This window comes from Burkholderia sp. AU45251 (assembly GCF_030482905.1).
GTDB lineage: Bacteria > Pseudomonadota > Gammaproteobacteria > Burkholderiales > Burkholderiaceae > Burkholderia > Burkholderia aenigmatica.
Genome location: NZ_JAUJQH010000028.1, coordinates 1 through 24,012, shown reverse-complemented (window position 1 = coordinate 24,012; position 24,012 = coordinate 1). Strand labels below are relative to the sequence as shown.

The following is a 24,012-nucleotide window of genomic DNA, read 5'->3' as shown; positions in this document are numbered from 1 at the left end:
GGCGTTGGGGCGTGCGTCGCTAGGGTCGGTCGACCTCGGAGACGAGCCGCGACGACGCGTCGACATCCACTGGCGCGTCACGATGCCGCACGATCACATTCGCCTCGTGCGCAAGGCGCGTGGCGAGCGTTTCCGCGATGAACACCGAACGATGCTGCCCGCCCGTGCAGCCGATGGCGACGGTCAGGTAGCTGCGGTTGTCATCGCGGAAGTGCGGCAGCCATTTCATCAGGAACGCATGGATGTCGTCGATCATCTGGTGGACGATCGGCAGTGCGTCGAGAAAGGCGATGACCGGCTGGTCGAGCCCGGTGAGCGGGCGCAACTCATGGTCGTAGTACGGATTCGGCAGCGCGCGCACGTCGAACATCAGGTCGGCGTCGAGCGGCACGCCGCGCTTGAAGCCGAACGATTCGAACATCACCATCAGGTCGTTGTTCTTCTGCTCGATGAAGCGCTTGACCCACGTACGCAGCGCGTTCGCGCGCAGCGTGCTCGTGTCGATCTGGTGGCCGAATTCGGCGAGCGGCGCGACGAGGTGGCGTTCGCGCTCGATCGCTTCCTCGAGCGACGACAGCAGGCCGACGTTCGCATCGTGCGACAGCGAACCGGACAGCGGATGGCGGCGGCGCGTTTCGGAGAAGCGCTGGATCAGCGCCTGGGTGCTTGCGTTGAGGAACAGCACGCGCACGTCGTGTTCGCGCGACAGCTCGCGGATCAGGCCGGGCATTTCGTCGAGCGACGCACTCGAGCGCGCGTCGATCGCGACCGCGAGCCGGCGCTGGCCGTCCTCGGCGAGGTAGCGGGCAAGTTCGGGGAGCACGTGCGGCGGCAGGTTGTCGACACAATAATAGCCTGCGTCTTCGAGCGCGTTCAGCGCGACGGACTTGCCTGAGCCGGAGATGCCAGTGATAAGGACGATGCGCATGGGAAGCAGAGAATCCTGACGTTTCATCATAGCACCGGCTCGACGCGTCGGCGTTGCGCGGCCGGCGCGTGCGGGTTACACCAGTTTGCCGGGGAACTGACTGTCGGGATCTTGCATCGCGAGTCGTTGCCGATCCATGAAATCGCGCAACGTGTCGATTCCGCGCAACTGCAGGATCGTGTTCCGGACGGCCGCCTCGACGAGCACCGCGAGGTTGCGGCCGGCCGCGACCTGGATCGTGACCTTGCTGATCGGCAAGCCGAGCACGTCGACGGTCTGGCTTTCGAGCGGCAGGCGCTGGAATTCGCCGTCCGGGCGCCGCACGAGCTGGACGATCAGCTTCAGCTTCATTTTCCGCCGCACGGCGGTTTCGCCGAAGATCGTCTTGATGTCGAGCAGGCCGAGGCCGCGCACTTCGAGCAGGTTCTGCAGCAGCGGCGGGCAGCGCCCTTCGACGAAATCGGGGCCAAGTCGGACGAAATCGACCGCGTCGTCGGCGACGAGGCCGTGGCCGCGACTGATCAGTTCGAGGCCGAGTTCGCTCTTGCCGAGGCCCGAGTCGCCGGTCAGCAGCACGCCCATCCCGAGGATGTCGATGAACACGCCGTGCAGCGTCGCGCGCGGCGCGAGGATCCGCGACATGTAGAGCCGCAGGCTGTCGATCACCGCGGCGGCCGACATCGGCGTGGTGAACAGCGGGGTCGACGAGCGCGTGCAGCGCAACACGAGTTCGGGGGGCGCGGCGGCGCCGCCGGCGACGACGAGAAACGGCGGCTCGAGCGCGATCAGCTCGGCCATGTGGCGCGAGCGGTCTTCGTCGGTCTGCCGCTGGTAGTAGTCGATTTCGGCTTCGCCGAGCACCTGGATCCGGTTCGGGTGGATCAGGTTCAAGTGGCCGACGAGGTCGGCGCTCGAGGTGGCATTGCCGACGGTGTCGGCCGAAAAGCCGCGTTCCCAGCCTTCATGCCCCGTCAGCCAGCTCAGTTTCAGCGTGGCCGCGTTGTCGTCGAAGATGCTCTGGGCGTTGATGCTGGACGTATCCATGACTTTCGTCACTCCAATGGGCCGGTGCGTGCGTGCGGCGACGGACATCGCCATGCCGGGCCGGCGCCGGGCGGCCCTGAACGGCGGCGTGTGCCGCCGCGTACGGGAAAATATTCCGCCCGGATCAACTCAAGGTTGCCACTGAGTGAGCAGGCGATGCAACTCGGCGACATCCGTTTCGTTGTGCAGACGCTCGCGCGCGTCGCGATCGGACAGCAGTTGCGCGATTTCCGACAGGATCTCGAGGTGCTGCTGGGTGGCTTGCTCGGGCACGAGCAGGAAAATCAGGAGGCCGACGGGCTGGCCGTCGGGGGCTTCGAACGGGATCGCATCGGCGAGCCGGACGAACGCGGCGAGCGGGTGCTTGAGACCCTTGATGCGCCCGTGCGGAATCGCGACGCCTTCGCCGAGCCCGGTCGAGCCGAGGCGCTCGCGCGCGAACAGGTTGTCCGTGACGGTGCTGCGGGCGATGCCGTTCTGATTCTCGAACATCAGCCCGGCTTGTTCGAACACGCGTTTCTTGCTGGTGACTGAGAGGTCGATGACGACGTTCTCTATGGGCAGGATTTTGGCTAGGCGATTCATGTTGGCAGGCGATTGGGCGGCCTGGGGTCTCCTTGCGGCGGCAGACTGATTACCCATGTTCGGCGATATCAAGGCGTTCGGCATCGGCAACCTGCAAGGCAGCTACCGCGTCCAGCGCCCCCCGGCGATAACCGGAACATTATAGAGCACAGCCGCGTGCGTGGCGCAGCGCGGACAGACCGGTTGCACCACTGCGCGGAGTCGCAAAAAAAACGCCCGGCGAACCGGGCGACGTGTGTGTTGCGTTGAAGGTTACTGCGGCGGCAGTTCGATCTGGTCGATCGACGGTTGAAGCTTGATCGGGTCGTGCGCGTGCGTTTGCAGGCGCTCCATGTGCTTGACGACCTGGCGATCCAGCTTGTCGATCAGCAGATCGATCGCTGCATACAGATTACCGTTGGCGCTTTCGACGAAGATGTCCTTGCCCTTCAGGTGCAGGTTGATTTCCGCGCGCTGCTGCTTGTCCTTTTCCTTGTGGTTGTCGACCGAGAGGATCACAGTGCCATCGATCACCTGATCGCTATGCCGTAGCACCCGGTCCAGCTTGGTGATCACGTATTCGCGAATTGCAGGCGTGACTTCGAGATGATGTCCACTGATCTTCAGGTTCATAGTGCTTCTCCAAGCGAGTGACCACCCGGCCGCATCGAGGCGGCGCTCCGGTCGACTTGCCCGTGCCGCACGAGGCGGCGTATCGCGGACAGGTCGCCCGGCCTGTTCCCCGTATGCGCGGTGGCCGGAACACGCCTGCCGCCGGGCAGGCAGCAGGCTTAAAGAGACTTGCGCAGATTCACTGCCGGGATCTTGAGGGCTTCGCGGTACTTCGCAACCGTGCGGCGCGCGACCACGAATCCTTGTTCTGCCAGCAGCTCGGCAATGCGGCTGTCCGAAAGTGGCGATTTAGGGTCTTCAGCTCCTATCAGTTGCTTGATGAGGGCTCGGATGGCTGTCGACGAAGCGGCGCCTCCGGTGTCGGTCGAAACGTGAGATCCGAAGAAGTACTTAAATTCAAGCGTCCCGAACGGGGTCAGCATGTACTTCCCGGTTGTCACACGGCTGACAGTCGACTCGTGTAGGCCCAGCGTATCAGCTATTTCCCGCAAAACCAAGGGGCGCATGGCAATTTCACCGTGCGCAAAGAAGTTCTTTTGACGCTCGACAATCGCCTGCGCGACACGCAGGATCGTGTCGAATCGCTGCTGGATGTTTTTGATCAGCCAGCGTGCTTCCTGGAGCTGCTGTTTGAGCGAACCGGCCGACGGATCGCCGCGGCTGTTGCGCAGGATGTTCGCGTAGAGGTTGTTGATCCGCAGGCGCGGCACGACCTCCGGATTGAGTTCCGCGAGCCATCCCTGGCCGGCCTTCTTCACGATGATGTCGGGCACGACGTAGTCGGCCTCGGCCTTGCCGTATGCGGCGCCGGGGAACGGCTCCAGCGAGCGGATCAGCGTGTGCGCGTCGCGCAGCGCGTCGTCGCTCGCCTTCAGGTGCTTGCGCAACCGCGTGAAGTCGCGGGCGGCGAGCAGTTCGAGATGCTGCGACACGATCTCGAGCGCGAGCGTGCGCGTCGGGGACGGATCGAGGCGCAGCAACTGCAGCTTCAGGCATTCGGAGGCGGAGCGGGCACCGACCCCGGCCGGATCGAAGCTGTGCAGCAGCGCGAGCGCCGCGTTCAGTTCGTCGCAGTCGATCTCCAGCTCGGGCGGCAGGTCGGCGAGCACTTCATCGAGCGTCGCGGTCAGGTAGCCGTCGTCGTCGAGCGATTCGATCAGGAACATCACGAGCGCACGATCGCGCGGGCCGGCCTGCGTGACGCGCAACTGCGCGGACAGGTGGTCGCGCAGCGACGTCGCCGCTTCCTGTACCTGCAGCGGGGGGAGGTCGTCGTCGTCGGATGCGCCGCTCGAGCGGCCGAATTCGTCGAGATTCCACTGCGGGCCGTCGTTGCCGTCACCGGACCCGTAACCGTCGTACTCGTCCGCGCCGGCCGGCTCGTCGCGCTCGGCGCGATCGCTCGACGAGCTGCTGCTGTTCGTCGAAGTGGGCTCGGTGTTCTGCGCGGGCGGCGTCTGCGCGATCAACGATCCGTCCGCTGCGACGCGCAGCGGGCTCGCGATCCATTCGTCGTCGTTCTCGAGCAGTGGGTTCTGCGCGACGGCCATCGCGACTTCCTGCTGCAATTCGAGCGTCGACAACTGCAGGAGCCGGATCGACTGCTGTAGCTGGGGCGTCAGCGCCAGATGTTGCGACAGGCGGAGTTGAAGGCTGGCTTTCATGGCAAGGAGGGAGTCATACCGGCAGTTTGCCACGACCCAGGCGCGTTGAGCCATCCGCGATTACGCGCGGCGCGCCGCCCGGCCGCGGGCATGGCCGCGAAGCGGGGCGCGGCCCCGCGCGGCGACGCCGGGCGGGGTGCAGCCAGCCACGAGGGGGGAGTTACATCCGGAAGTGTTCGCCGAGGTACACGCGGCGCACGCTTTCGTTTTCGATGATTTCGCTCGGCGCACCGGCGGCGAGCACCGAGCCGTCGCTGATGATGTAGGCGTGGTCGCAGATGCCGAGCGTTTCGCGGACGTTGTGATCGGTAATCAGCACGCCGATGTTGCGCTGCTTCAGGAACTTGACGATCTTCTGGATCTCGAGCACCGCGATCGGGTCGACGCCGGCGAACGGTTCGTCGAGCAGGATGAAGTTCGGGTTGGTGGCCAGCGCGCGCGCGATTTCGACCCGGCGCCGTTCGCCGCCCGACAGCGACAGCGCGGGGTTCTCGCGCAGGTGGCCGATCTGCAGCTCGTCGAGCAGTGCTTCGGTGCGCGACGAGATCGCGTCCTTCGACAGCCGCTTGCCGTCTTCGCCGTGCTGCAGCTCGAGCACCGCGCGGATGTTTTCCTCGACGGTCAGCTTGCGGAACACCGACGCTTCCTGCGGCAGGTACGACAGGCCGAGCGATGCGCGCTTGTGGATCGGCAGCAGGCTGATCGAGCTGCCGTTCAGCGAGATCTCGCCCGCGTCGAGCGGCACGAGGCCGACGATCATGTAGAACGACGTGGTCTTGCCCGCGCCGTTCGGGCCGAGCAGGCCGACGACTTCGCCGCTCTTCACGTCGAGCGACACGTCCTTGACGACCGTGCGCGAGCCGTAGCGTTTCTTCAGGTTGCGGACGACGAGCGAGCTCGTGGTGCCGGCCGGCTGGCGGTTCGGTAGCGCGTTCATTGGCCCGGCGCCCCCTGGATCGTGGTCGACGGCGACAGCTTCGCCGGCGCGCCGTTCAGCGGCGCAGGACCGCCGTTCTTCGGCGACAGCATCGCGCGCACACGGCCGTTCGGGTTGCCCGGCGCGGCGACGTCCTTGCCGCCCTTCGCGGTGTAGAAGTCGCGCTGGCCGTCGTACGTGATCACGCTGCCGTGCACGGTATCGGCAATCGTCGACGTGCCCTGCAGGCGGCGCACGGTCGCGGCGGTGGTCAGCGTGGTCAGGTCCTGCTTGCCGTCGTAGTCGATGCGCTCGGCGTCGCCGTCGATGTACTCGTCGATGCCTTCGCGCTTCTGGCGGAACGTCGCGTGCTTCTTGCCGCTGCCGAACGAGGTTGCGTACTGATAGCCTTCCGGATCCTGGCGCACTTCGACGCGATCGCCCTTGATGACGATCGTGCCCTTCGTGATCACGACGTTGCCGGTGGCGACCGTGACCTGCTTCAGGTCGTCATAGGTCAGGTTGTCGGCCTCGACGTTGATCGGCTTGTTCTGGTCGGCCTTCTCGGCATGGGCGAGCGGCGCCAGCCCGACCAGCGGGAGCGCCACGAGCGCCGCGGCAAGCGCGGCGCGGACGGCGCGCGCAGCGCCGCCGGAAATCTGTCGAGGGAACGGTTCGTTCATGCAGTCACGTGAGGGAAGCGTCACTTGGGTTGACCTTTCGAGCCGCCGGACGTGTCCGCCGCGGCGATCGTGCCGCGCACGTTGCCGTAAAGCTCGATGACCCGGGTGACGTTGTTGTACTTCATGCCGTCGGTCGCATTGACGAGCGACAGGCCGCGCTGAAGTTTAACCGGCTTTTCGGTCTGGATCACATCGTCATTGACGAAGATCCGGAAATGCTGGGAATCGGCCTGCATCTGCGGATCGCCGCCGCCGGCCGCACGCAGGATGCGCGCGTCGTCGTACAAGTCGACGATCGACACATCGCCGTTGACGGTGCCGCGCTTCGCGGTGGTTGTGACGACCGGCTTGCCGGGCTGGAACGCGCGCACGGCCGGATCGGTCAGGTCGCTGTCTTCAGTGTCTTCGTAATGGATCAGCTTCGCGGCCGTCAGCCGGTACTGGGTCGCGCCGGACTGGTCGAGCTCGGTGACCGAGAAGTTGTCGGCGAAATAGTCGGGCGTATGGCGCTTCGGCTGCACGGCGCCCTCGCCGGGCGGCGGCAGCGTGGCCTGCAGCAGCCACCAGGTGATGCCCGCGAGCGCGGCGACCGCGACGAGCGGCAGCAACTGGGTCCAGCGGAAGTGCTTGTTCATCCGTCAGGCTCCGCAGGCGGCCGCGAGCAGCGCGTCGTAGCGGCGCTGCGCGCGCAGGATCGCGTCGCAGACTTCGCGTACGGCGCCGTGGCCGCCGCGGGCCTCGGCCACCCAGTGCGCGCGGGCGATCACCTCGGGGTGCGCATTCGCGGGGGCGGTCGCGAAGCCGCAGCGCAGCATCACGGGCAGGTCGGGCCAGTCGTCGCCCATGTAGCCGCACTGGTCGGCGGTGAGGCCGAGCGACGCGATCAGGTCGGCGAACACGGTAAGCTTGTTCTCGACGCCCTGGAACAGGTGCGCGATCTTCATTTCCTTCGCGCGCGCCGCGACGATTTCCGAGCGGCGGCCCGTGATGATCGCGGTTGCGATGCCGGCTTCGCCGAGCAGCTTCACGCCGTGGCCGTCGAGCGAATTGAACGACTTCATCGTGTCGCCGGCCGCGGTAAACAGCAGGCCGCCGTCGGTCAGCACGCCGTCGACGTCGAAAATCATCAGCTTCACGCGGTTCGCGCGTTCGGCCGCAGTCAGCGCTGCGCTCATCAGATCACCTTCTTCGAAAACAGGTCGTGCATGTTCAGCGCGCCGATCAGCGCGCCGTTGGCATCGACCACCAGCATCTGGTTGATCCGGTGGCGCTCCATCAGTTCCACGGCCTCGACCGCCAGGTGATCCGGCGCGATCGTGCGCGGGTCGCGCGTCATCACGTCGGTGATCGGCAGCGCGCGGAAATCGCCGTCGCGCGCGAGCACGCGGCGCAGGTCGCCGTCCGTGAAGATGCCGGCGACCTTGCCGTCGGCGTCGACCACGGCGGTCATGCCGAGGCGCTTCGCGGTGATCTGGAACAGCGCGTCCGACAGCGTCGCGTCGAGCCCGACGTACGGGACGTCGTCGCCCGAGCGCATCACGTCGCGCACGTAGGTGAGCAGGCGCCGGCCGAGTGCGCCGCCCGGGTGCGAGCGCGCGAAATCTTCCGACCCGAAGCCGCGCGCGTCGAGCACGGCGACGGCGAGCGCGTCGCCGAGCGCGAGCGCGGCGGTCGTGCTCGCGGTGGGCGCGAGGTTCAGCGGGCAGGCCTCCTTCGAGACCGCGGCGTTCAGGTTCACGTCGGCGAGCGTGCCGAGGCTCGATTCCGCGCGGCCCGTGATCGCGATCAGCTTCGCGCCGATCCGCTTCACGAGCGGCAGGATCGCGACGAGTTCTTCGGATTCGCCGGAATAGGAGATGCCGATGAAGACGTCGTCGGAGGTGACCATCCCGAGGTCGCCGTGGCTGGCCTCGGCAGGGTGGACGAAGAAGGCCGGCGTGCCGGTGCTGGCCAGCGTGGCCGCGATCTTGCGGGCGATATGCCCCGATTTGCCGATACCGGACACCACCACGCGGCCGCGGCAGCCGAGCAGCAGCGCGACGGCCTGGACGAAGCCGCCGTCGAGCTGGTCGCGCAGCGCGCGCACGGCGTCCGCCTCGATGTCGAGCACGTCGCGGGCGAGCGCGAGCGCCCGATCATCATTGATTTTCGCTATCATGCGCGGAGTATAGCAAAGGCGTTTGTTCGCCGCGCCGGGCCTTCGGACTCGTCCGAGGTCGCCCGACCACCGCCACCACCCGCGCCCGCATTGCCGTGGCCCCGACGAACGAGGACGCTTCGCCTGTGATTTCCCCGCTCGAAATGACCCTGCTGCTGCTGCTGGCCTCAGTGGTGGGCGTCGTCGTATTCCGCTCGTTGAACCTGCCGCCGATGCTCGGCTACCTGACCGTCGGCATTCTGGTCGGCCCGCATGCGTTCGGCATCGCGGCAGATCTGGAACGAGCCGAGCATCTCGCGGAGTTCGGCGTGGTGTTCCTGATGTTTTCGATCGGCCTCGAATTCTCGCTGGCGAAGCTGAGGGCGATGCAGCGGCTCGTGTTCGGGCTCGGGTTGCTGCAGGTCGTCGCGACGCTCGTGCTCGCGCTCGTGCTCGGCATGCTGTTCGAGCACTGGGTACACATCACGTGGCAGGGCAGTATCGCGCTCGGCGGCGCGCTCGCGATGTCGTCGACGGCGATCGTGTCGAAGATGCTCGCCGAGCGGCTCGAGATCGAGACCGAGCATGGCCGCAACATCTTCGGCGTGCTGCTGTTCCAGGATCTCGCGGTGGTGCCGCTGCTGATCGTGATCGCCGCGTTCGGCGCCGAATCGTCGAAGGACCTCGCGATCACGCTCGGCTTCGCGGCCGTCAAGATCGTGATCGCGCTCACGCTGCTGCTGGTCATCGGCCAGCGCTTCATGACGCGCTGGCTCAACGTCGTCGCGCGGCGACGCTCGCAGGAACTGTTCGTGCTGAACCTGCTGCTCGTCACGCTCGGCGCCGCGTTCATCACCGACAAGTTCGGCCTGTCGCTCGCGCTCGGCGCGTTCATCGCGGGGATGCTGATCTCCGAGACGCCGTTCCGCCACCAGGTGGAGGAGGACATCAAGCCGTTCCGCGACGTGCTGCTCGGCCTGTTCTTCGTGACCACGGGGATGCTGCTCGACCCGCGCGTGATCTGGGAGCACCCGTTCCTCGTGCTCGCGTTCTTCGTCGGGCAGATCCTGTTCAAGGGGACGATGATCGCCGGGCTCGCGCGGCTGTTCGGCGCGACGCCGGGCGTCGCGATGCGCACCGGCATCGGCCTCGCGCAGGCCGGCGAATTCGGCTTCGTGCTGTTGAACCTGATCCTCGACCGCCATCTCGTCGATGCGACGCTGCTGCAGGCGATCCTCGCGTCGATGCTGCTGTCGATGCTCGCCGCGCCGTTCCTGATCCAGAACGCCGACCGGATCGTGATGCGGCTGTCGTCGACCGAATGGATGCAGCAGTCGCTGCAGATGACGCGGATCGCGACGCAGAGCCTCAAGCAGCGCGGCCACGTGATCATCTGCGGCTACGGCCGCGCGGGCCAGAACCTGGCGCGGATGCTCGAACAGGAAGGCATTTCGTACGTCGCGCTCGACCTCGACCCCGATCGCGTCAGCGCGGCCGGCGCGGCCGGCGAATCGGTCGTGTTTGGCGACGCGGCGCGCCGCGAGTCGCTGCTCGCGGCCGGTATCCACCGCGCGGCGGCGGTCGCGATCACCTATGCGAACACGCCGTCCGCGCTGCGCGTGCTGCATCACGTGCACGAACTCGAGCCGACGCTGCCCGCGATCGTGCGTACCGTCGACGATGCCGATCTCGAGAAGCTGCTCGCGGCCGGCGCGACCGAGGTGATTCCGGAGATCGTCGAGGGCAGCCTGATGCTCGCGTCGCACACGCTGGTGCTGGTCGGCGTGCCGATGCGCAAGGTCGTGCGGCGCGTCGAGGAGATGCGCGACGAACGCTACAGCCTGTTGCGCGGCTATTTCCGCGGGGCGGACGATGCGGACGACGACGACCACGAGCAGGTGCGGCTACAATCGGTGCCGGTCGATGCGCGCGCGGACGCGGTCGGGCGTTCGCTGGAAGAACTGGGGCTGTATGCGCTCGGGTTGGAAGTCACGGCGATCCGCCGGCACGGCATCCGCGGCGTCGAACCCGATCCGCAGACCAAGCTGCGCGCGAGCGACATCGTCGTGCTGCGCGGGCTGCCCGAGGCGCTCGCGCTCGCGGAGGAGCGGCTGTCGCGCCATCGGCGCGATCCGCCGGCCGCAGCCGCCTGAGCCCGTGCTCGGATTGATAACCTGACCCGTATTTACTCGAAACGGTGCCCGATCTTCGCGCACCGTTTTTTTTGGAGAGTTTCATGCCGCATTCGTCGTCGGGCGCACCGCTCGATCCGGTCGCCTTCATCCACAGCCAGATCCGCACGGTGCCGGACTGGCCGCAGCCGGGCGTGATGTTCCGCGACATTACGACGCTGCTGCAGAGCCCGAAGGCGCTGCGCATCCTCGTCGACCTGTTCGTCGAACGCTATGTCGATGCGAAGCTCGACTATGTCGCGGGCCTTGACGCGCGCGGCTTCATCATCGCGCCGATCGTCGCATACGAACTGAGCGTCGGCTTCGTGCCGATCCGCAAGGTCGGCAAGCTGCCGTACAAGACGCGCTCGGAATCGTACAACCTCGAATACGGCAGCGCGACGGTCGAGATTCATGAAGATGCGTGCCGCCCCGGCGACCGCGTGATCATCATGGACGACCTGATCGCGACCGGCGGCACGATGATGGCGGGGCGCAACCTGCTGCAGCGGCTCGGCGCGGAAGTGGTCGAAGGCGCGGCGATCATCGACCTGCCCGATCTCGGCGGCTCGGCGCTGCTGCGCAACGCGGGACTGCCGGTTTATACCGTCACCGAATTCGCCGGCCACTGAACGCCGGCCAGCCTGAATCCACCTGAGTTCACGTTAGCAGCGAGGTCACGATGCCCAACTTCATGCTGTTTCTCGCCACGTCGATCGCGATCACGTTCGCGCCGGGTCCCGACAACCTGCAGGTGCTCGCTCGCGGCATCTCGCAGGGCCGCGCGGCCGGCTTCGTCGCCGCGCTCGGCTTCACCGCCGGGATCCTGTTCCACACGACGCTCGCGGCGCTCGGCGTCGCGGCCGTGCTGCGTTCGTCGCCGGTCGCGTTCGAGATCCTGAAGCTCGCGGGCGCCGCGTACCTCGTGTGGATCGGCATCAAGGCGCTGCGCAGCCAGGGCCTCGCGAACGCGCACGCGCGTCCGCCGCAGCCGCTCGGCACGATCTTCCGGCAGAGCGTGATCGGCAACCTGATGAACCCGAAGGTCACGCTGTTCTTCGTCGTGTTCCTGCCGCAGTTCGTCGATCCGCACGGCGGGCAGAGCGTGACGCTGCAGATGTTCGAACTCGGCGCGCTGTTCATGCTGCAGACGGCCGCGATCTTTTCGCTGTTCGGCGTCGGCGCGGGCATGATCGGCGCGTGGCTGAAGCGCCGCCCGAAGGCCGGCGTGTGGCTCGACCGGATCGCCGGCGCGACGTTCATCGCGATCGGCATCCGCGTGGCGTTGAAGGACTGATAGACGATGACGTTTCCGTGCATTGCGGCCGCGCGCCGCTTCGATCCGGCCGCGCACCTGCGTTTCGAGATCGCCGGCCAGGCGGTCGGCTGGGTGCGTCGCCAGGACGTCGCGATGCTTGCCCGCTGGCCCGACGTGTTCGAGCTGACCGACGAGCGCGTCGTGCTGTCGGCGCGCTACGACTCGGTCGATGCGCGCAGCATGGCGCTGGCGAGCGCGATCGGCGCGCTCGCGGCCGAAGGCGCGATTCCCGGCTGGCGCGACGAGATCTACGCGATCCGCAACCGCTTCGACGATCCGCCGCTCGCGTACATCGAGCGCGCCGCGTCGCGCTTCTTCGGCACACAGACTTACGCGGTGCATCTGAACGGCATCGTAGAATATGCGGTTGCACCGGGCGAGCTGTCTGCGGCGGCTGTCCCGCAGATGTGGCTCGGCCGCCGCAGCGAGACCAAGGCGACCGACCCCGGCATGCTCGACAACGTCGTTGCCGGTGGTATCGGCTGGGGCCTGGGCGTTCACGAGACGCTCGCGAAGGAATGCTGGGAAGAAGCCGGCATTCCGGCCGAACTGGCGGCGCGCGCGATCGCGGGCCGCGCGGTGCAGGTGCTGTGCTCGCTGCCGGAAGGCACGCAGTCCGAACTGATCTTCGTGTACGACCTGCCGTTGCCGCGCGACTTCGCGCCGCGCAACCAGGACGGCGAAGTGGCCGAGCACCTGCTGGCCGGTGTGCCCGAGGTGATCGGCTGGCTGCGCGCCGGCCGCGCGACGATGGATGCGAGCCTCGCGACGCTCGACACGCTGCTGCGCCATCGCTGGATCCCGGCGGCCGACGCAGCGGGTATCGACGCACTGTTCGCACCGGCCGCGTGACGCGTGCCGCGCACGCAGCCTGGCGGCGCGAACGGGCAATTTGACGAATACGGAAACGAAGGGAGTAGCGGTCATGCCGACCGATCACAGCTTTATCTTGAAACTGTCGTGCCCCGACCGGCACGGCATCGTCCATGCGGTCTCGGGCTTCCTGTTCGAGCGCAGCAACAACATCCTCGATTCGGCGCAGTTCGGCGACAGCCGCACCAGCGAATTCTTCATGCGCGTGCACTTCGAGCAGGACGGCGGCGGCGTGGACGCCGCCACGGCGCTCGACACGCTGCGCCGGGAGTTCGCGCCGCTCGCGGAGCAGTTCTCGATGCGCTGGGAAATGCACGACGCGGCCGTGAAGCCGCGCGTCGTGATCATGGTGTCGAAGATCGGCCATTGCCTGAACGACCTGCTGTTCCGCTATCGCACCGGCCAGCTGCCGATCGAGATCCCGGCGATCGTGTCGAACCACAAGGAGTTCTACCAGCTCGCCGCGAGCTACAACATCCCGTTCCATCACTTCCCGCTGATCGGCGGCTCGTCCGACGCCGCGAAGGCCGCGCAGGAAGCACGCGTGCTGGAAGTGATCGACGAGCATCGAGCCGATCTCGTCGTGCTCGCGCGCTACATGCAGATCCTGTCGCCGAATATGTGCCAGCAGCTCGCCGGCCGCGCGATCAACATCCACCATTCGTTCCTGCCGAGCTTCAAGGGCGCGAAGCCGTACTACCAGGCATTCGATCGTGGCGTGAAGCTGATCGGTGCGACTGCGCACTACGTGACGACCGATCTCGACGAAGGCCCGATCATCGAGCAGGAAGTCGAGCGCGTCGATCACAGCATGACGCCCGACCAGTTGACCGCGATCGGCCGCGACGTCGAATGCGTGACGCTTGCGCGCGCGGTGAAGTGGCACGTCGAGCACCGGATCGTGCTGAACGGGACGAAGACGGTCGTGTTCCGCTGATTCGTCGGGCGCTGGACAGCCGGCTGCGGGATGGCCGGCCCCCGGATGGCCGGCCCCCGGATCGCCGGCCGCCGGATCGCCGGCCGCCACAAACAAAAACGCCGCGCCCTTCACGGGGCGCGGCGTTTTTTTATCGCTTCTGACGCGCGGGCTGTTTCAGATCAGCCGCAGCAGGTACAGCTCGCGCTTCAGGTACGCATAGAAGATCGGCGCGGCGATCACGCCCGGCAGCCCGAACGCGGCTTCCATGATCAGCATCGCGAGCAGCAGCTCCCACGCGCGCGACTCGATCTGGCCGCCGATGATCTTCGCGTTCAGGAAGTATTCGAGCTTGTGGATGATGATGAGGAACGCCAGCGATGCGATCGCGGTGCCCATGCTGACCGACAGCGACACGGCGACGATCAGCGTGTTCGAGATCAGGTTGCCGATCACGGGCAGCAGGCCGACGATGAACGTGACGAGCACGAGCGTTTTCGACAGCGGCAGCCGCTGGTGGAAGATCGGCAGGGCGACGAGCAGGTAGATGCCGGTGAACACCCCGTTGATCGCCGAGATCTTGATCTGCGCGAACACGATCCGGCGGAAGGCGTCGGCGAAGCGCGACACGCGCGTGACGAGTGCAGTGGACAGCGGCCGGCGCACCTTGCCGTGCTCGACGCCGATCGCGATCATCGCGCCGATGATCATGCCGAACAGCACGTGGCCGAAGCCGCGCGCGACGCTCTTGCCGCTTTGCTGGAGCTGGTCCATGTGCGAGTGCATCAGCACGGCCGCCTTGGTCTTCATCTGCTCGACGTCGACGGGCAGCAGGTTCGCGATCCAGGCTGGCGTGCGGGCGCGGGTCTGCTCGACGATCTGCATCAGCTGGTCGAGCAGGCTTTGCAGGTTCGGCACCGTGCGTTCGAAGTGTTCGATGATGCCGATCGTCAGGCCCGTCAGCCCGCCGACGATCGCGATCGCCAGCAGCACGACGGCGACCCAGCGCGCGCGCATGCTCGTGGTGTGGCGTTCGATCACGGGGGCGATCGTGTGGATCAGCTGGTAGACGAGCAGGCCGGCCAGCAGCCCGCCGAGCAGCTTGAGCTCGATCACGAGCCACATCGCGACGATCGCAAACACATAGCTGCCGATCTCGAGTGCCGACAGCTTCGGCAGGCTGAAATCGCTCGTCAGCCGCACGCTGCGCAGGTGCGGTTCGCGATTCTGCGCATCGCGAGACGAGTCGGGTTGCTTCTCCATCGTGGATTCCTGTCGTTCGTGTGTCATGCCGCGGAATGCGCGGCAGAGCCGTGTTCGCCCGGCGCCGCACCGGATTGGTGCGGACGGCGAACCTTACGACCGTAAAGTATAGCCGCCATTATGGTCCGCAACGGGGCCGTTTGGCGCATGGTGTAAACGCAGAAGGGAAAACGAGAAGAGGCCGGTTGTACGGTGCGCAGCGGCGCGCGCGGCCGGGCGGCCGCGCGCGGGAGGGGCGGGCGGGACGCGTCAGCCCGCGGCGACCTTGCGGGTCGGGCGCTTGAGCAGCGGCGCGAGGTACTTGCCGGTAAAGCTGGCCTTGGTCTTCGCGACCTGCTCGGGCGTGCCCTGCGCGATGATCTGGCCGCCGCCGGCACCGCCTTCGGGGCCGAGGTCGATCACCCAGTCGGCCGTCTTGATCACGTCGAGGTTGTGCTCGATGATCACGACCGTGTTGCCCTGGTCGCGCAGCCGGTGGATCACCTCGAGCAGCAGCGCGATGTCGTGGAAGTGCAGTCCGGTGGTCGGCTCGTCGAGGATGTACAGCGTGCGGCCGGTGTCGCGCTTGGAGAGTTCGAGCGACAGCTTCACGCGCTGCGCCTCGCCGCCCGACAGCGTCGTGGCCGACTGGCCGAGGCGGATGTAGCCGAGGCCGACGTCGAGCAGCGTCTTCAGCTTGCGCGCGATGACCGGCACCGCGCTGAAGAACTCGTACGCTTGCTCGACGGTCATGTCGAGCACTTCGCTGATGTTCTTGCCCTTGTACTGCACTTCGAGCGTTTCGCGGTTGTAGCGCTTGCCGTGGCACACGTCGCACGGCACGTAGACGTCCGGCAGGAAGTGCATTTCCACCTTCAGCACGCCATCGCCCTGGCACGACTCGCAGCGGCCGCCCTTCACGTTGAACGAGAACCGGCCCGGATCGTAGCCGCGCTCCTTCGAGGTCGGCACGCCCGAGAACAGTTCACGGATCGGCGTGAACAGGCCCGTGTAGGTGGCCGGGTTCGAACGCGGGGTGCGGCCGATCGGCGACTGGTCGACGTTGATCACCTTATCGAAGTGTTCGAGACCCTCGATCGCCTCGTGCGCCGCCGGCTCGGCCGACGACCCGTACAGGTGGCGCGCGACCGCGTGGTACAGCGTGTCGTTGATCAGCGTCGACTTGCCGGAGCCCGACACGCCGGTGATGCAGGTCAGCAGGCCGACCGGCAGCTCGAGATCGACGTGCTTCAGGTTGTTGCCGTGCGCGTCGACGATGCGCAGCATCCGCTCGGGATCGGGGGCCATCCGCTCGTCCGGATACTCGATCGTGCGCTTGCCGACCAGGTACTGGCCGGTGAGCGACTGCGGGTTCGACTGCACCTGCTTCGGCGTGCCTTCGGCGACCACCACGCCGCCGTGCTCGCCGGCGCCGGGGCCCATGTCGACGACGTAGTCGGCCGTGCGGATCATGTCCTCGTCGTGCTCGACGACGATCACCGAGTTGCCGAGGTCGCGCAGGTGCTTGAGCGTCGAGATCAGGCGGTCGTTGTCGCGCTGGTGCAGGCCGATCGACGGCTCGTCGAGCACGTACATCACGCCCGTGAGGCCCGAGCCGATCTGCGACGCGAGCCGGATGCGCTGCGCCTCGCCACCCGACAGGGTTTCGGCGCTGCGCTCGAGCGACAGGTAGTCGAGGCCGACGTTGTTCAGGAAGGTGAGGCGCGCGACGATTTCCTTGATCACCTTGTCGGCGATCTCGCGCTTCGCGCCGTCGAGCGTCAGGCCGTCGAAATAGCCGAGCGCGTCGCGCAGCGGCCAGCCGCTGATTTCAAAGATGCCGCGCGCGTAGTCGCCCGTGCCGATCCGCACGTGGCGCGCTTCGCGGCGCAGGCGCGTGCCGTCGCACGACGGGCACGGCTGGTTGTTCTGGTACTTCGACAGCTCTTCGCGCACCGCGACCGAATCGGTCTCGCGGTAGCGGCGCTCGAGGTTCGGGATGATCCCTTCGAACACGTGCTCGCGGATCGTCGTGCGGCCGCGCTCGTTGATGTACGAGAACGGGATCGTCTGCTTGCCCGAGCCGAACAGCAGCACCTTCCGGATCTTTTCCGGGAGATCCTCGAACGCGGCGTCGATGTCGAATTCGTAGAACGCCGCGAGACTCTGCAGCATCTGGAAGTAGAACTGGTTGCGGCGGTCCCAGCCTTTCACGGCGCCGGCGGCGAGCGACAGCGACGGGTGCGCGACGACCCGCTTCGGGTCGAAGAACGTGATCTGGCCGAGGCCGTCGCATTCCGGGCACGCGCCCATCGGGTTGTTGAACGAGAACAGGCGCGGCTCGAGCTCCTGCAGCGAGTACGAGCAGATCGGGCACGCGAACTTCGAGCTGAACAGGTGCTCGTGGTCGGTGTCCATCTCGAGCGCGATCGCGCGGCCGTCGGCGAGGCGCAGCGCCGTCTCGAACGATTCGGCGAGGCGCTGCTTCATGTCCGGGCGCACCTTGAGACGATCGACGACGACGTCGATCGTGTGCTTGTCGTTCTTCTTGAGCTTCGGCAGCGATTCGACTTCGTAGATCTTCGCGATGCCTTCGTTCGCGGCGCCGCCGCCCGAGCGCACGCGAAAACGCACGAAACCCTGCGCCTGCATGTCCTCGAACAGCTCGGCGTGCTCGCCCTTGCGGTTCGCGACGACGGGCGCGAGGATCATCAGCTTGGTTTCCTCGGGCAGCGCCAGCGCGGCGTCGACCATCTGCGACACGCTCTGGGCTTCAAGCGGGATGTCGTGGTCGGGGCAGTACGGCGTGCCGACACGTGCGTACAAAAGTCGCAGGTAGTCGTGGATTTCCGTGACCGTGCCGACGGTCGAACGCGGGTTGTGGGACGTCGCCTTCTGCTCGATCGAGATCGCGGGCGACAGGCCTTCGATCAGGTCGACGTCGGGTTTCTCCATCAGTTGCAGGAACTGGCGGGCATACGCAGACAGGCTTTCGACGTAGCGGCGCTGGCCTTCGGCATAAAGGGTGTCGAACGCGAGCGACGACTTGCCCGACCCGGACAACCCGGTAATCACGACCAGCTTGTGGCGCGGCAGGTCGAGATTGACGTTTTTCAGGTTGTGGGTTCGTGCCCCACGGATACGGATCTGTTCCATGAACCTGGCGAAAATGGAGGGAACCAAACCTGCTACTATAACGGCTTTTCGAGGCCGTCGTTTGGGGCCCCCAGCCTTAGCAGCAGGTGGCAGCAAGGTGGCACCTGTGCCGGGAAAGCGGCCGCGCCGCGTGGTTCCGGGTGGCCTGCGGGCTGCCTGAATCCTGCCCCGACGTGTCGCCCGCCAAGCCCCCGGGCCGCTGGTCCTGATCTTCCGCCGCCCGGTGTCGGGCGGACATTCCGATCATTCGAAATTCATTCCCGATGTCCAATCCGTCTGCCACGTCTTCCCGCATGACCGCGCCCGAATTGCGCGCGACCACGTCGCTCGCGGCGATCTTCGCGCTGCGCATGCTCGGCCTGTTCATGATCATGCCGGTGTTCTCGGTCTACGCGAAAACCATCCCGGGCGGCGACAACGTGCTGCTCGTCGGTATCGCGCTCGGGGCCTACGGCGTCACGCAGTCGCTGTTCTATATCTTCTACGGCTGGGCGTCCGACAAGTTCGGCCGCAAGCCGGTGATCGCTACCGGCCTCGTGATCTTCGCGATCGGCAGCTTCGTCGCCGCGTCCGCGCACGACATCACGTGGATCATCGTCGGCCGGGTGATCCAGGGGATGGGCGCGGTGTCGTCCGCGGTGCTCGCGTTCATCGCCGACCTGACCTCCGAGCAGAACCGCACGAAGGCGATGGCGATGGTCGGCGGGTCGATCGGCGTGTCGTTCGCGGTCGCGATCGTCGGCGCGCCGATCGTGTTCCACTGGGTCGGGATGAGCGGGTTGTTCGCGATCGTCGGCGTGCTGTCGATCCTCGCGATCGGCGTCGTGCTGTGGATCGTGCCCGACGCGGCGAAGCCCGTGCACGTGCCGGCACCGTTCGCCGAGGTGCTGCACAACGTCGAACTGCTGCGCCTGAACTTCGGCGTGCTGGTGCTGCATGCGACGCAGACGGCGCTGTTCCTCGTCGTGCCGCGCCTGCTGGTCGATGGCGGCCTGCCGGTCGCCTCGCACTGGAAGGTCTACCTGCCGGTGATGGGGCTCGCATTCGTGATGATGGTCCCGGCGATCATCGTCGCGGAAAAACGGGGCAAGATGAAGCCGGTGCTGCTCGGCGGCATCCTGGCTATCCTGATCGGCCAATTGTTGTTGGGCAGCGCGCCGCATACCATCCTGATGGTGGCGGCGATTCTTTTCGTGTACTTCCTGGGTTTCAACATCCTGGAAGCGTCGCAGCCGTCGCTCGTATCGAAGCTCGCGCCCGGCTCGCGCAAGGGCGCGGCCACGGGCGTCTACAACACCACGCAGTCGATCGGGCTCGCGCTCGGCGGCATCGTGGGCGGCTGGCTGTTGAAGCACGGTGGCGCCAATACGGTGTTCTTCACCTGCTCAGGGCTCGTTGCCGCGTGGCTTATAATCGCGGCCAGCATGAAAGCGCCGCCGCGCAAGGCCTGAACTTACTTCGGGCAGGCACCGGCGGCGTTCGCCGGCTTGCCCGGCGGGCCGCACCGACAGCATGCGCGGGCGGCCCGGCATCGAATTTACTGGAGAAACACATGGCATCCGTCAACAAGGTCATCCTCGTCGGCAATCTCGGCGCCGATCCTGAAGTCCGTTACCTGCCGAGCGGCGACGCGGTTGCGAACATCCGTCTCGCGACGACCGACCGTTACAAGGACAAGGCGAGCGGCGATTTCAAGGAAATGACCGAGTGGCATCGCGTCGCGTTCTTCGGTCGTCTGGCGGAAATCGTCAGCGAATACCTGAAGAAGGGCTCGTCGGTCTATATCGAGGGCCGCATCCGCACGCGCAAGTGGCAGGGCCAGGACGGCCAGGATCGTTACTCGACCGAAATCGTCGCGGATCAGATGCAGATGCTCGGCGGCCGCGGCGGTGCGGGCGGCGGTGGTGGTGGTGACGAAGGCGGTTACGGCGGCGGCTACGGTGGTGGCGGCGGCGGCCGTGGCGAGCAGATGGAGCGCGGCGGTGGCGGCGGCGGTCGTGCTGGCGGCGCACCGCGTGGCGGTGCAGGCGGCGGCGCGCAGAGCCGTCCGAGCGCACCGGCAGGCGGCGGCTTCGACGAGATGGACGACGATATCCCGTTCTGATCGGCAAGCCGGCATCCAGCATCACGATGGGCCCGAATGTCCGAGTCAAGCCAGCTGCTTGGCCCGGGTCTTCGGGCCTTGTTTCGTTTACGTCGATGTTTCTTGCGCGCCAGGCAAACCGTGGCTGACGAACTCCCCGACCTCATCGCTCCGCATCTCGACGTGCTGTTCTGCGGGATCAACCCGGGCCTGACCGCGGCCGCGACCGGGCATCACTTCGCGGGGAGAAACAACCGCTTCTGGCGCGTGATCCATCTCGCGGGCTTCACGCCGGCGGAAATTTCGCCGCAGGACGACCACGCGATACTCCGGTACGGCTGCGGCCTGACGGCGGTGGTGAAGCGGCCGACCGCGAGTGCCGATCAGCTTTCGCGCGCGGAATTCGTCGCCGCGGCTGCCGAGTTCGAACACAAGGTGGCGCGTTATGGGCCGCGCTTTGTCGCTTTTCTCGGCAAGGCCGCATACTCGGCGCTTTCCGGTCAGCGGGAAGTCGGGTGGGGTTTGCAGCCGGCCCGCATGCAGGGGGCGAGTGTCTGGGTGCTTCCCAATCCGAGCGGGAGAAATCTCGCGTTCAGCCTCGACGATCTGGTCGACGCATACCGTCAGCTTCGTCTGCAGGCGAAGACCGTTTCCGGCCTTCAACCGGAGGGGCGGGATGCGGCGCAGTGACCCCGCGCCCCGGTGGCCGGGCTCCGTGCTGCCGCGTGCGTTCTTCGACCGCGTGGCTACCGACGTCGCGCCGCAACTGCTCAACAAGATCCTCGCGGCAGCGGACGGCCGGGCCGGCCGCATCGTCGAAGTGGAAGCCTATGCCGGCGCGATCGACCCGGCCGCGCATACCTATCGCGGCAGGACGCCGCGCAATGCGACGATGTTCGGGCCGCCGGGTTACCTGTACGTCTATTTCACATATGGCATGCACTGGTGCTGCAACTGCGTGTGCGGCCCGGACGGCACGGGTACCGGTGTGCTGATTCGTGCACTGGAGCCGCTGCACGGACTCGAGCAGATGCAGGCGGCGCGGCCGCCGCAGACGCCCGATCGCGACCTGTGCCGCGGGCCGGCGCGGCTGACCCAGGCGATGGGGATCGGCGGCGCGCAGGACGGCGTCGATCTGGTCGGTGCGCGCGAAGGGTTCGCGATCGTCGACGACGGCATGGCGCCGCCCGCGAATCTGGCGGGCGGGCCGCGCATCGGCATTCGCGTCGGCCAGGATCTTCCGTGGCGGTGGTGCGTGCCTGGCAACCGGTACGTGTCGGGGGCCCTGCCGCGTAGCTGATGCGTGCCGTACACAGTCGCACGCAATTCGACCTGCGTCACGCGGCCGCCATGATTGACCGGCTAAGCTGGTCCTTTCGACGTTCGATCGAGGGGACACCATGCGGCGGGTCGTATTCAACCAGAAAGGCGGCGTGGGCAAATCGACGATCGTCTGCAACCTGGCGGCGATCAGCGCGAGCGAAGGGCTGCGCACGCTCGTCATCGACCTCGATGCGCAGGCGAACTCCACCCGCTACCTGCTCGGCGATGCCGCGGCCGACGCGCAGCCGGGCGTCGCCGATTTCTTCGAAACCGCGCTGACCTTCAACTTCCGTCCGGTCGACGTCGCATCGTTCATCCATCCGACCCCGTTCGAAGGGCTCGATGTGATGCCCGCGCATCCGGATCTCGACACGCTGCACGGCAAGCTCGAATCGCGTTACAAGATCTACAAGCTGCGCGACGCGCTGAACGAGCTCGACACCTACGACGCCGTGTACATCGACACGCCACCCGCGCTGAATTTCTATACGCGCTCCGCGTTGATCGCGGTCGAGCGCTGCCTGATCCCGTTCGACTGCGACGATTTCTCGCGCCGCGCGCTGTACACGCTGCTCGAGAACGTGAAGGAAATCCAGCAGGACCACAACGCGGCGCTCGAGGTGGAAGGGATCGTGATCAACCAGTTCCAGCCGCGGGCGAGTCTGCCGCAGCGGCTGGTCGACGAGCTCGTCGAAGAAGGGCTGCCGGTGCTCGCGTCGAGGCTGTCGGCGTCGGTGAAGATCCGCGAGTCGCATCAGCAGTCGAAGCCGGTGATCCATCTGGAACCCGGGCACAAGCTCGCGCAGGAGTTCCTCGCGCTGCATCGCGAACTGGCCGGCTGATTTCGCGCCTGCCCGCTGGAGACGCGGCTGCATCACGCGGCCGTTTTCCATTACGACCCGCAATTCATCCGATCATTGATCCCGTCATTAATAATCGCGGAAACGGTTTCATAATAAATCCAGAAAAAACGATTACATAAGCGACCGCTCCATTTTCAATGCGTCCCGGTTTTCTAATAAATGGAATAATGGATTGGTAAATGTTGCGCGACGTCATGATCCGCTATCCTGTAAAAAGGTAAAAATACATTGCGGGACAGAGGGGTATGCATTTTTGTCTGCGCTATCGGCGCATCGCGCGTTCCAGCGGTCGCCTCGAATAGAAATAAGGGTTTACACCTAGTATTAATGCCATTTAATTGACAATTAATCGATCTAGAATGGGCTCCTTCAACTTCCCGTACTCAAATAAGTGACGGGTTGTCAATAAGGAAGTCTGCTGTCGATCCGGCTTCCAATTTTCTTTACGTCGTCTCTCGCATTGCTAACAGGAGCGTGCCCGATGTCCGTATTTGCCCCCGAAAAACTCAACGCCGAATATCAATCCGGTATCGCCGCGTGGTTCGCGATTGCCCGTCCGGCGATCCAAGGTTTCGAGGCTGTCGTCGAACTCAACCTGCAAGCGGCCCGGACGGCGCTCGAGGAATATGAGGACAAGCTGAAGAACGCGTTCAACAGCAGCAATCCGGCCGCGGGTTTCGCCCAGCAGGTCGCCGCGCCGCAGGAAGCGGCCGGCAAGGCCGTGTCGTATGGCCGCCATCTGTTCGACATCGCGGTGTCGACGCAGTCCGAATGGGCAAAGGTCGCGCAAGCGCAATACGAACAGAACGACAAGCGCCTGAAGGACGTGCTGGGCGAGCTGTCGAAGCATGCACCGGCCGGCTCGGCGCCGGTGGTGGCCGCGCTGAACTCGGCGCTGTCCGCGGCGACGGCCGCAGCCGACTCCGTGCGCGCAGCGACGGGCCAGGCGATCGAAGCGGCCCAGAGCGGCTTCGATGCGGTCAGCGAAACGGCAACGCGCGGCGCGAAGCAAACGGCTGCCGCCGCACGCAAGGACGCAGCAGCCGCACGCGAATCGGCTTCGTAATCGCGTAGCCACGCAAGCACGTGTCGCGCACGCGCGCGACACGATTGATCGGCGCCGGATGGCGCCGGACGCCGCGTGTGCCGCGTGGCGTTCGGCGAACGTCCGGTTTGCCGCAACGCGCCGGTGACCCGGCGAGCCGTACCGGTGTGCCGTCCGTGCGAACGGGCGCCGCTCGCCCGTACGGCGGCGTGCGACCGCTCTCGCGCCGGATGGCCCGGGATGCGCGAGCGCCAGCCGAGGCCGGCTCGCGCCGGTGTCAGAGCCGGTGTCGGAACGACGAACTGATTTCAATGCAGGAACTGGACATGACGGATGTAGTGATCGTATCGGCCGCGCGGACCGCGGTCGGCAAATTCGGCGGTTCGCTTGCGAAGATTGCGGCGCCGGAGCTGGGCGCGACGGTGATCCGCGCGGTGCTGGAGCGTGCGGGCG

The 24,012-nt window shown here is 66.3% G+C and carries 24 protein-coding genes and 1 pseudogene; 12 read left to right on the top strand and 13 right to left on the bottom strand.

Annotated elements, in window-relative coordinates:
- Positions 1-19 precede the first annotated feature (19 nt).
- From rapZ to kdsD, 10 genes are all read right to left on the bottom strand, one after another.
- The gene (gene rapZ, locus QZM67_RS33815) at positions 20-928 is read right to left on the bottom strand and encodes an RNase adapter RapZ (protein ID WP_043187318.1); all 909 of its coding nucleotides are present in this window, start codon (positions 926-928) and stop codon (positions 20-22) included.
- A 75-nt stretch (positions 929-1,003) separates the two neighbouring features.
- Complete coding sequence (gene hprK, locus QZM67_RS33810) at positions 1,004-1,972, bottom strand: HPr(Ser) kinase/phosphatase (RefSeq protein ID WP_011353227.1); 969 nt, start codon at positions 1,970-1,972, stop codon at positions 1,004-1,006.
- A 129-nt stretch (positions 1,973-2,101) separates the two neighbouring features.
- Positions 2,102-2,641 (bottom strand): PTS sugar transporter subunit IIA, encoded by a 540-nt coding sequence (locus tag QZM67_RS33805; protein WP_080741751.1) that lies wholly within the window; start codon positions 2,639-2,641, stop codon positions 2,102-2,104.
- Positions 2,642-2,809: 168 nt separating this feature from the next.
- On the bottom strand, positions 2,810-3,169 hold the full coding sequence (gene raiA / locus QZM67_RS33800; RefSeq protein WP_006477786.1) for a ribosome-associated translation inhibitor RaiA: 360 nt from the start codon (positions 3,167-3,169) through the stop codon (positions 2,810-2,812).
- Between the two features lie 158 nt (positions 3,170-3,327).
- Positions 3,328-4,833: an RNA polymerase factor sigma-54 gene (locus QZM67_RS33795; protein WP_043187322.1), complete on the bottom strand. Its 1,506-nt coding sequence runs from the start codon at positions 4,831-4,833 to the stop codon at positions 3,328-3,330.
- 160 nt (positions 4,834-4,993) lie between these two features.
- Positions 4,994-5,770: an LPS export ABC transporter ATP-binding protein gene (lptB, locus tag QZM67_RS33790; protein WP_034189275.1), complete on the bottom strand. Its 777-nt coding sequence runs from the start codon at positions 5,768-5,770 to the stop codon at positions 4,994-4,996.
- On the bottom strand, positions 5,767-6,432 hold the full coding sequence (gene lptA, locus QZM67_RS33785; RefSeq protein WP_175025447.1) for a lipopolysaccharide transport periplasmic protein LptA: 666 nt from the start codon (positions 6,430-6,432) through the stop codon (positions 5,767-5,769). Before lptA ends, lptB begins: the two co-directional genes overlap by 4 nt.
- A 20-nt stretch (positions 6,433-6,452) precedes the next feature.
- The gene (gene lptC, locus QZM67_RS33780) at positions 6,453-7,067 is read right to left on the bottom strand and encodes an LPS export ABC transporter periplasmic protein LptC (protein WP_175025448.1); all 615 of its coding nucleotides are present in this window, start codon (positions 7,065-7,067) and stop codon (positions 6,453-6,455) included.
- Positions 7,068-7,070: 3 nt separating this feature from the next.
- Positions 7,071-7,607, bottom strand: coding sequence for an HAD family hydrolase (locus QZM67_RS33775; protein WP_301810082.1), 537 nt, complete (start codon positions 7,605-7,607; stop codon positions 7,071-7,073).
- On the bottom strand, positions 7,607-8,590 hold the full coding sequence (kdsD, locus tag QZM67_RS33770; RefSeq protein WP_043187332.1) for an arabinose 5-phosphate isomerase KdsD: 984 nt from the start codon (positions 8,588-8,590) through the stop codon (positions 7,607-7,609). Before kdsD ends, QZM67_RS33775 begins: the two co-directional genes overlap by 1 nt.
- A gap of 125 nt (positions 8,591-8,715) precedes the next feature.
- Here kdsD and QZM67_RS33765 point away from each other — a divergent pair, with 125 nt between their 5' ends.
- From QZM67_RS33765 to purU, 5 genes are all read left to right on the top strand, one after another.
- Positions 8,716-10,722, top strand: coding sequence for a monovalent cation:proton antiporter family protein (locus QZM67_RS33765; protein ID WP_175025450.1), 2,007 nt, complete (start codon positions 8,716-8,718; stop codon positions 10,720-10,722).
- 83 nt (positions 10,723-10,805) lie between these two features.
- Positions 10,806-11,372, top strand: a complete 567-nt coding sequence (locus tag QZM67_RS33760; protein ID WP_301810079.1) for an adenine phosphoribosyltransferase — start codon at positions 10,806-10,808, stop codon at positions 11,370-11,372.
- Between the two features lie 50 nt (positions 11,373-11,422).
- Complete coding sequence (locus QZM67_RS33755) at positions 11,423-12,037, top strand: LysE family translocator (RefSeq protein ID WP_175221625.1); 615 nt, start codon at positions 11,423-11,425, stop codon at positions 12,035-12,037.
- Between the two features lie 6 nt (positions 12,038-12,043).
- A complete protein-coding gene (locus tag QZM67_RS33750; protein WP_301810071.1) occupies positions 12,044-12,910 on the top strand; it encodes an NUDIX hydrolase family protein in 867 nt (288 codons plus the stop codon).
- Positions 12,911-12,983: 73 nt separating this feature from the next.
- Positions 12,984-13,868: a formyltetrahydrofolate deformylase gene (purU, locus tag QZM67_RS33745; RefSeq protein ID WP_175025453.1), complete on the top strand. Its 885-nt coding sequence runs from the start codon at positions 12,984-12,986 to the stop codon at positions 13,866-13,868.
- A 156-nt stretch (positions 13,869-14,024) separates the two neighbouring features.
- Here purU and QZM67_RS33740 read toward each other — a convergent pair whose 3' ends face one another.
- Together QZM67_RS33740 and uvrA are read right to left on the bottom strand one after the other, a co-directional pair.
- A complete protein-coding gene (locus QZM67_RS33740) occupies positions 14,025-15,110 on the bottom strand; it encodes an AI-2E family transporter (protein WP_301810067.1) in 1,086 nt (361 codons plus the stop codon).
- A gap of 249 nt (positions 15,111-15,359) precedes the next feature.
- Positions 15,360-18,245 (bottom strand): excinuclease ABC subunit UvrA, encoded by a 2,886-nt coding sequence (gene uvrA, locus QZM67_RS33735; protein ID WP_175025455.1) that lies wholly within the window; start codon positions 18,243-18,245, stop codon positions 15,360-15,362.
- Between the two features lie 263 nt (positions 18,246-18,508).
- Here uvrA and QZM67_RS33730 point away from each other — a divergent pair, with 263 nt between their 5' ends.
- From QZM67_RS33730 to QZM67_RS33710, 5 genes are all read left to right on the top strand, one after another.
- Positions 18,509-19,696 carry an MFS transporter gene (locus tag QZM67_RS33730; RefSeq protein ID WP_175025456.1) on the top strand — a complete coding sequence of 396 codons (1,188 nt, stop codon included), beginning with the start codon at positions 18,509-18,511 and terminating at the stop codon, positions 19,694-19,696.
- Between the two features lie 101 nt (positions 19,697-19,797).
- Positions 19,798-20,349 (top strand): single-stranded DNA-binding protein, encoded by a 552-nt coding sequence (locus QZM67_RS33725; protein ID WP_043187351.1) that lies wholly within the window; start codon positions 19,798-19,800, stop codon positions 20,347-20,349.
- Positions 20,350-20,469: 120 nt separating this feature from the next.
- On the top strand, positions 20,470-21,018 hold the full coding sequence (gene mug, locus QZM67_RS33720; RefSeq protein ID WP_301810214.1) for a G/U mismatch-specific DNA glycosylase: 549 nt from the start codon (positions 20,470-20,472) through the stop codon (positions 21,016-21,018).
- Positions 21,005-21,628: a DNA-3-methyladenine glycosylase gene (locus QZM67_RS33715; protein WP_301810061.1), complete on the top strand. Its 624-nt coding sequence runs from the start codon at positions 21,005-21,007 to the stop codon at positions 21,626-21,628. Before mug ends, QZM67_RS33715 begins: the two co-directional genes overlap by 14 nt.
- A gap of 100 nt (positions 21,629-21,728) precedes the next feature.
- Positions 21,729-22,493 (top strand): ParA family protein, encoded by a 765-nt coding sequence (locus tag QZM67_RS33710; RefSeq protein WP_089451276.1) that lies wholly within the window; start codon positions 21,729-21,731, stop codon positions 22,491-22,493.
- Between the two features lie 64 nt (positions 22,494-22,557).
- Here QZM67_RS33710 and QZM67_RS33705 read toward each other — a convergent pair whose 3' ends face one another.
- Positions 22,558-22,710: a hypothetical protein gene (locus QZM67_RS33705; protein ID WP_155292021.1), complete on the bottom strand. Its 153-nt coding sequence runs from the start codon at positions 22,708-22,710 to the stop codon at positions 22,558-22,560.
- A gap of 285 nt (positions 22,711-22,995) precedes the next feature.
- On the opposite strand from QZM67_RS33705, the gene phaP reads away from it, so the two are divergent.
- Together phaP and QZM67_RS33695 are read left to right on the top strand one after the other, a co-directional pair.
- A complete protein-coding gene (gene phaP, locus QZM67_RS33700; RefSeq protein WP_175025459.1) occupies positions 22,996-23,580 on the top strand; it encodes a TIGR01841 family phasin in 585 nt (194 codons plus the stop codon).
- Positions 23,581-23,789: 209 nt separating this feature from the next.
- Positions 23,790-24,012 (top strand): annotated as a pseudogene (locus QZM67_RS33695) (hypothetical protein); the annotation flags it as partial.

Coding starts and splice junctions, on each gene's coding strand:
- rapZ (WP_043187318.1), bottom strand. CDS start 928: ATGCGCATCGTCCTTATCACTGGCATCTCCGGCTCAGGCAAGTCCGTC.
- hprK (WP_011353227.1), bottom strand. CDS start 1,972: ATGGATACGTCCAGCATCAACGCCCAGAGCATCTTCGACGACAACGCG.
- QZM67_RS33805 (WP_080741751.1), bottom strand. CDS start 2,641: ATGCCGAACGCCTTGATATCGCCGAACATGGGTAATCAGTCTGCCGCC.
- raiA (WP_006477786.1), bottom strand. CDS start 3,169: ATGAACCTGAAGATCAGTGGACATCATCTCGAAGTCACGCCTGCAATT.
- QZM67_RS33795 (WP_043187322.1), bottom strand. CDS start 4,833: ATGAAAGCCAGCCTTCAACTCCGCCTGTCGCAACATCTGGCGCTGACG.
- lptB (WP_034189275.1), bottom strand. CDS start 5,770: ATGAACGCGCTACCGAACCGCCAGCCGGCCGGCACCACGAGCTCGCTC.
- lptA (WP_175025447.1), bottom strand. CDS start 6,432: ATGAACGAACCGTTCCCTCGACAGATTTCCGGCGGCGCTGCGCGCGCC.
- lptC (WP_175025448.1), bottom strand. CDS start 7,067: ATGAACAAGCACTTCCGCTGGACCCAGTTGCTGCCGCTCGTCGCGGTC.
- QZM67_RS33775 (WP_301810082.1), bottom strand. CDS start 7,607: ATGAGCGCAGCGCTGACTGCGGCCGAACGCGCGAACCGCGTGAAGCTG.
- kdsD (WP_043187332.1), bottom strand. CDS start 8,590: ATGATAGCGAAAATCAATGATGATCGGGCGCTCGCGCTCGCCCGCGAC.
- QZM67_RS33760 (WP_301810079.1), top strand. CDS start 10,806: ATGCCGCATTCGTCGTCGGGCGCACCGCTCGATCCGGTCGCCTTCATC.
- QZM67_RS33755 (WP_175221625.1), top strand. CDS start 11,423: ATGCCCAACTTCATGCTGTTTCTCGCCACGTCGATCGCGATCACGTTC.
- QZM67_RS33750 (WP_301810071.1), top strand. CDS start 12,044: ATGACGTTTCCGTGCATTGCGGCCGCGCGCCGCTTCGATCCGGCCGCG.
- purU (WP_175025453.1), top strand. CDS start 12,984: ATGCCGACCGATCACAGCTTTATCTTGAAACTGTCGTGCCCCGACCGG.
- QZM67_RS33740 (WP_301810067.1), bottom strand. CDS start 15,110: ATGGAGAAGCAACCCGACTCGTCTCGCGATGCGCAGAATCGCGAACCG.
- uvrA (WP_175025455.1), bottom strand. CDS start 18,245: ATGGAACAGATCCGTATCCGTGGGGCACGAACCCACAACCTGAAAAAC.
- QZM67_RS33730 (WP_175025456.1), top strand. CDS start 18,509: ATGTCCAATCCGTCTGCCACGTCTTCCCGCATGACCGCGCCCGAATTG.
- QZM67_RS33725 (WP_043187351.1), top strand. CDS start 19,798: ATGGCATCCGTCAACAAGGTCATCCTCGTCGGCAATCTCGGCGCCGAT.
- QZM67_RS33715 (WP_301810061.1), top strand. CDS start 21,005: ATGCGGCGCAGTGACCCCGCGCCCCGGTGGCCGGGCTCCGTGCTGCCG.
- QZM67_RS33710 (WP_089451276.1), top strand. CDS start 21,729: ATGCGGCGGGTCGTATTCAACCAGAAAGGCGGCGTGGGCAAATCGACG.
- QZM67_RS33705 (WP_155292021.1), bottom strand. CDS start 22,710: ATGACGTCGCGCAACATTTACCAATCCATTATTCCATTTATTAGAAAA.
- phaP (WP_175025459.1), top strand. CDS start 22,996: ATGTCCGTATTTGCCCCCGAAAAACTCAACGCCGAATATCAATCCGGT.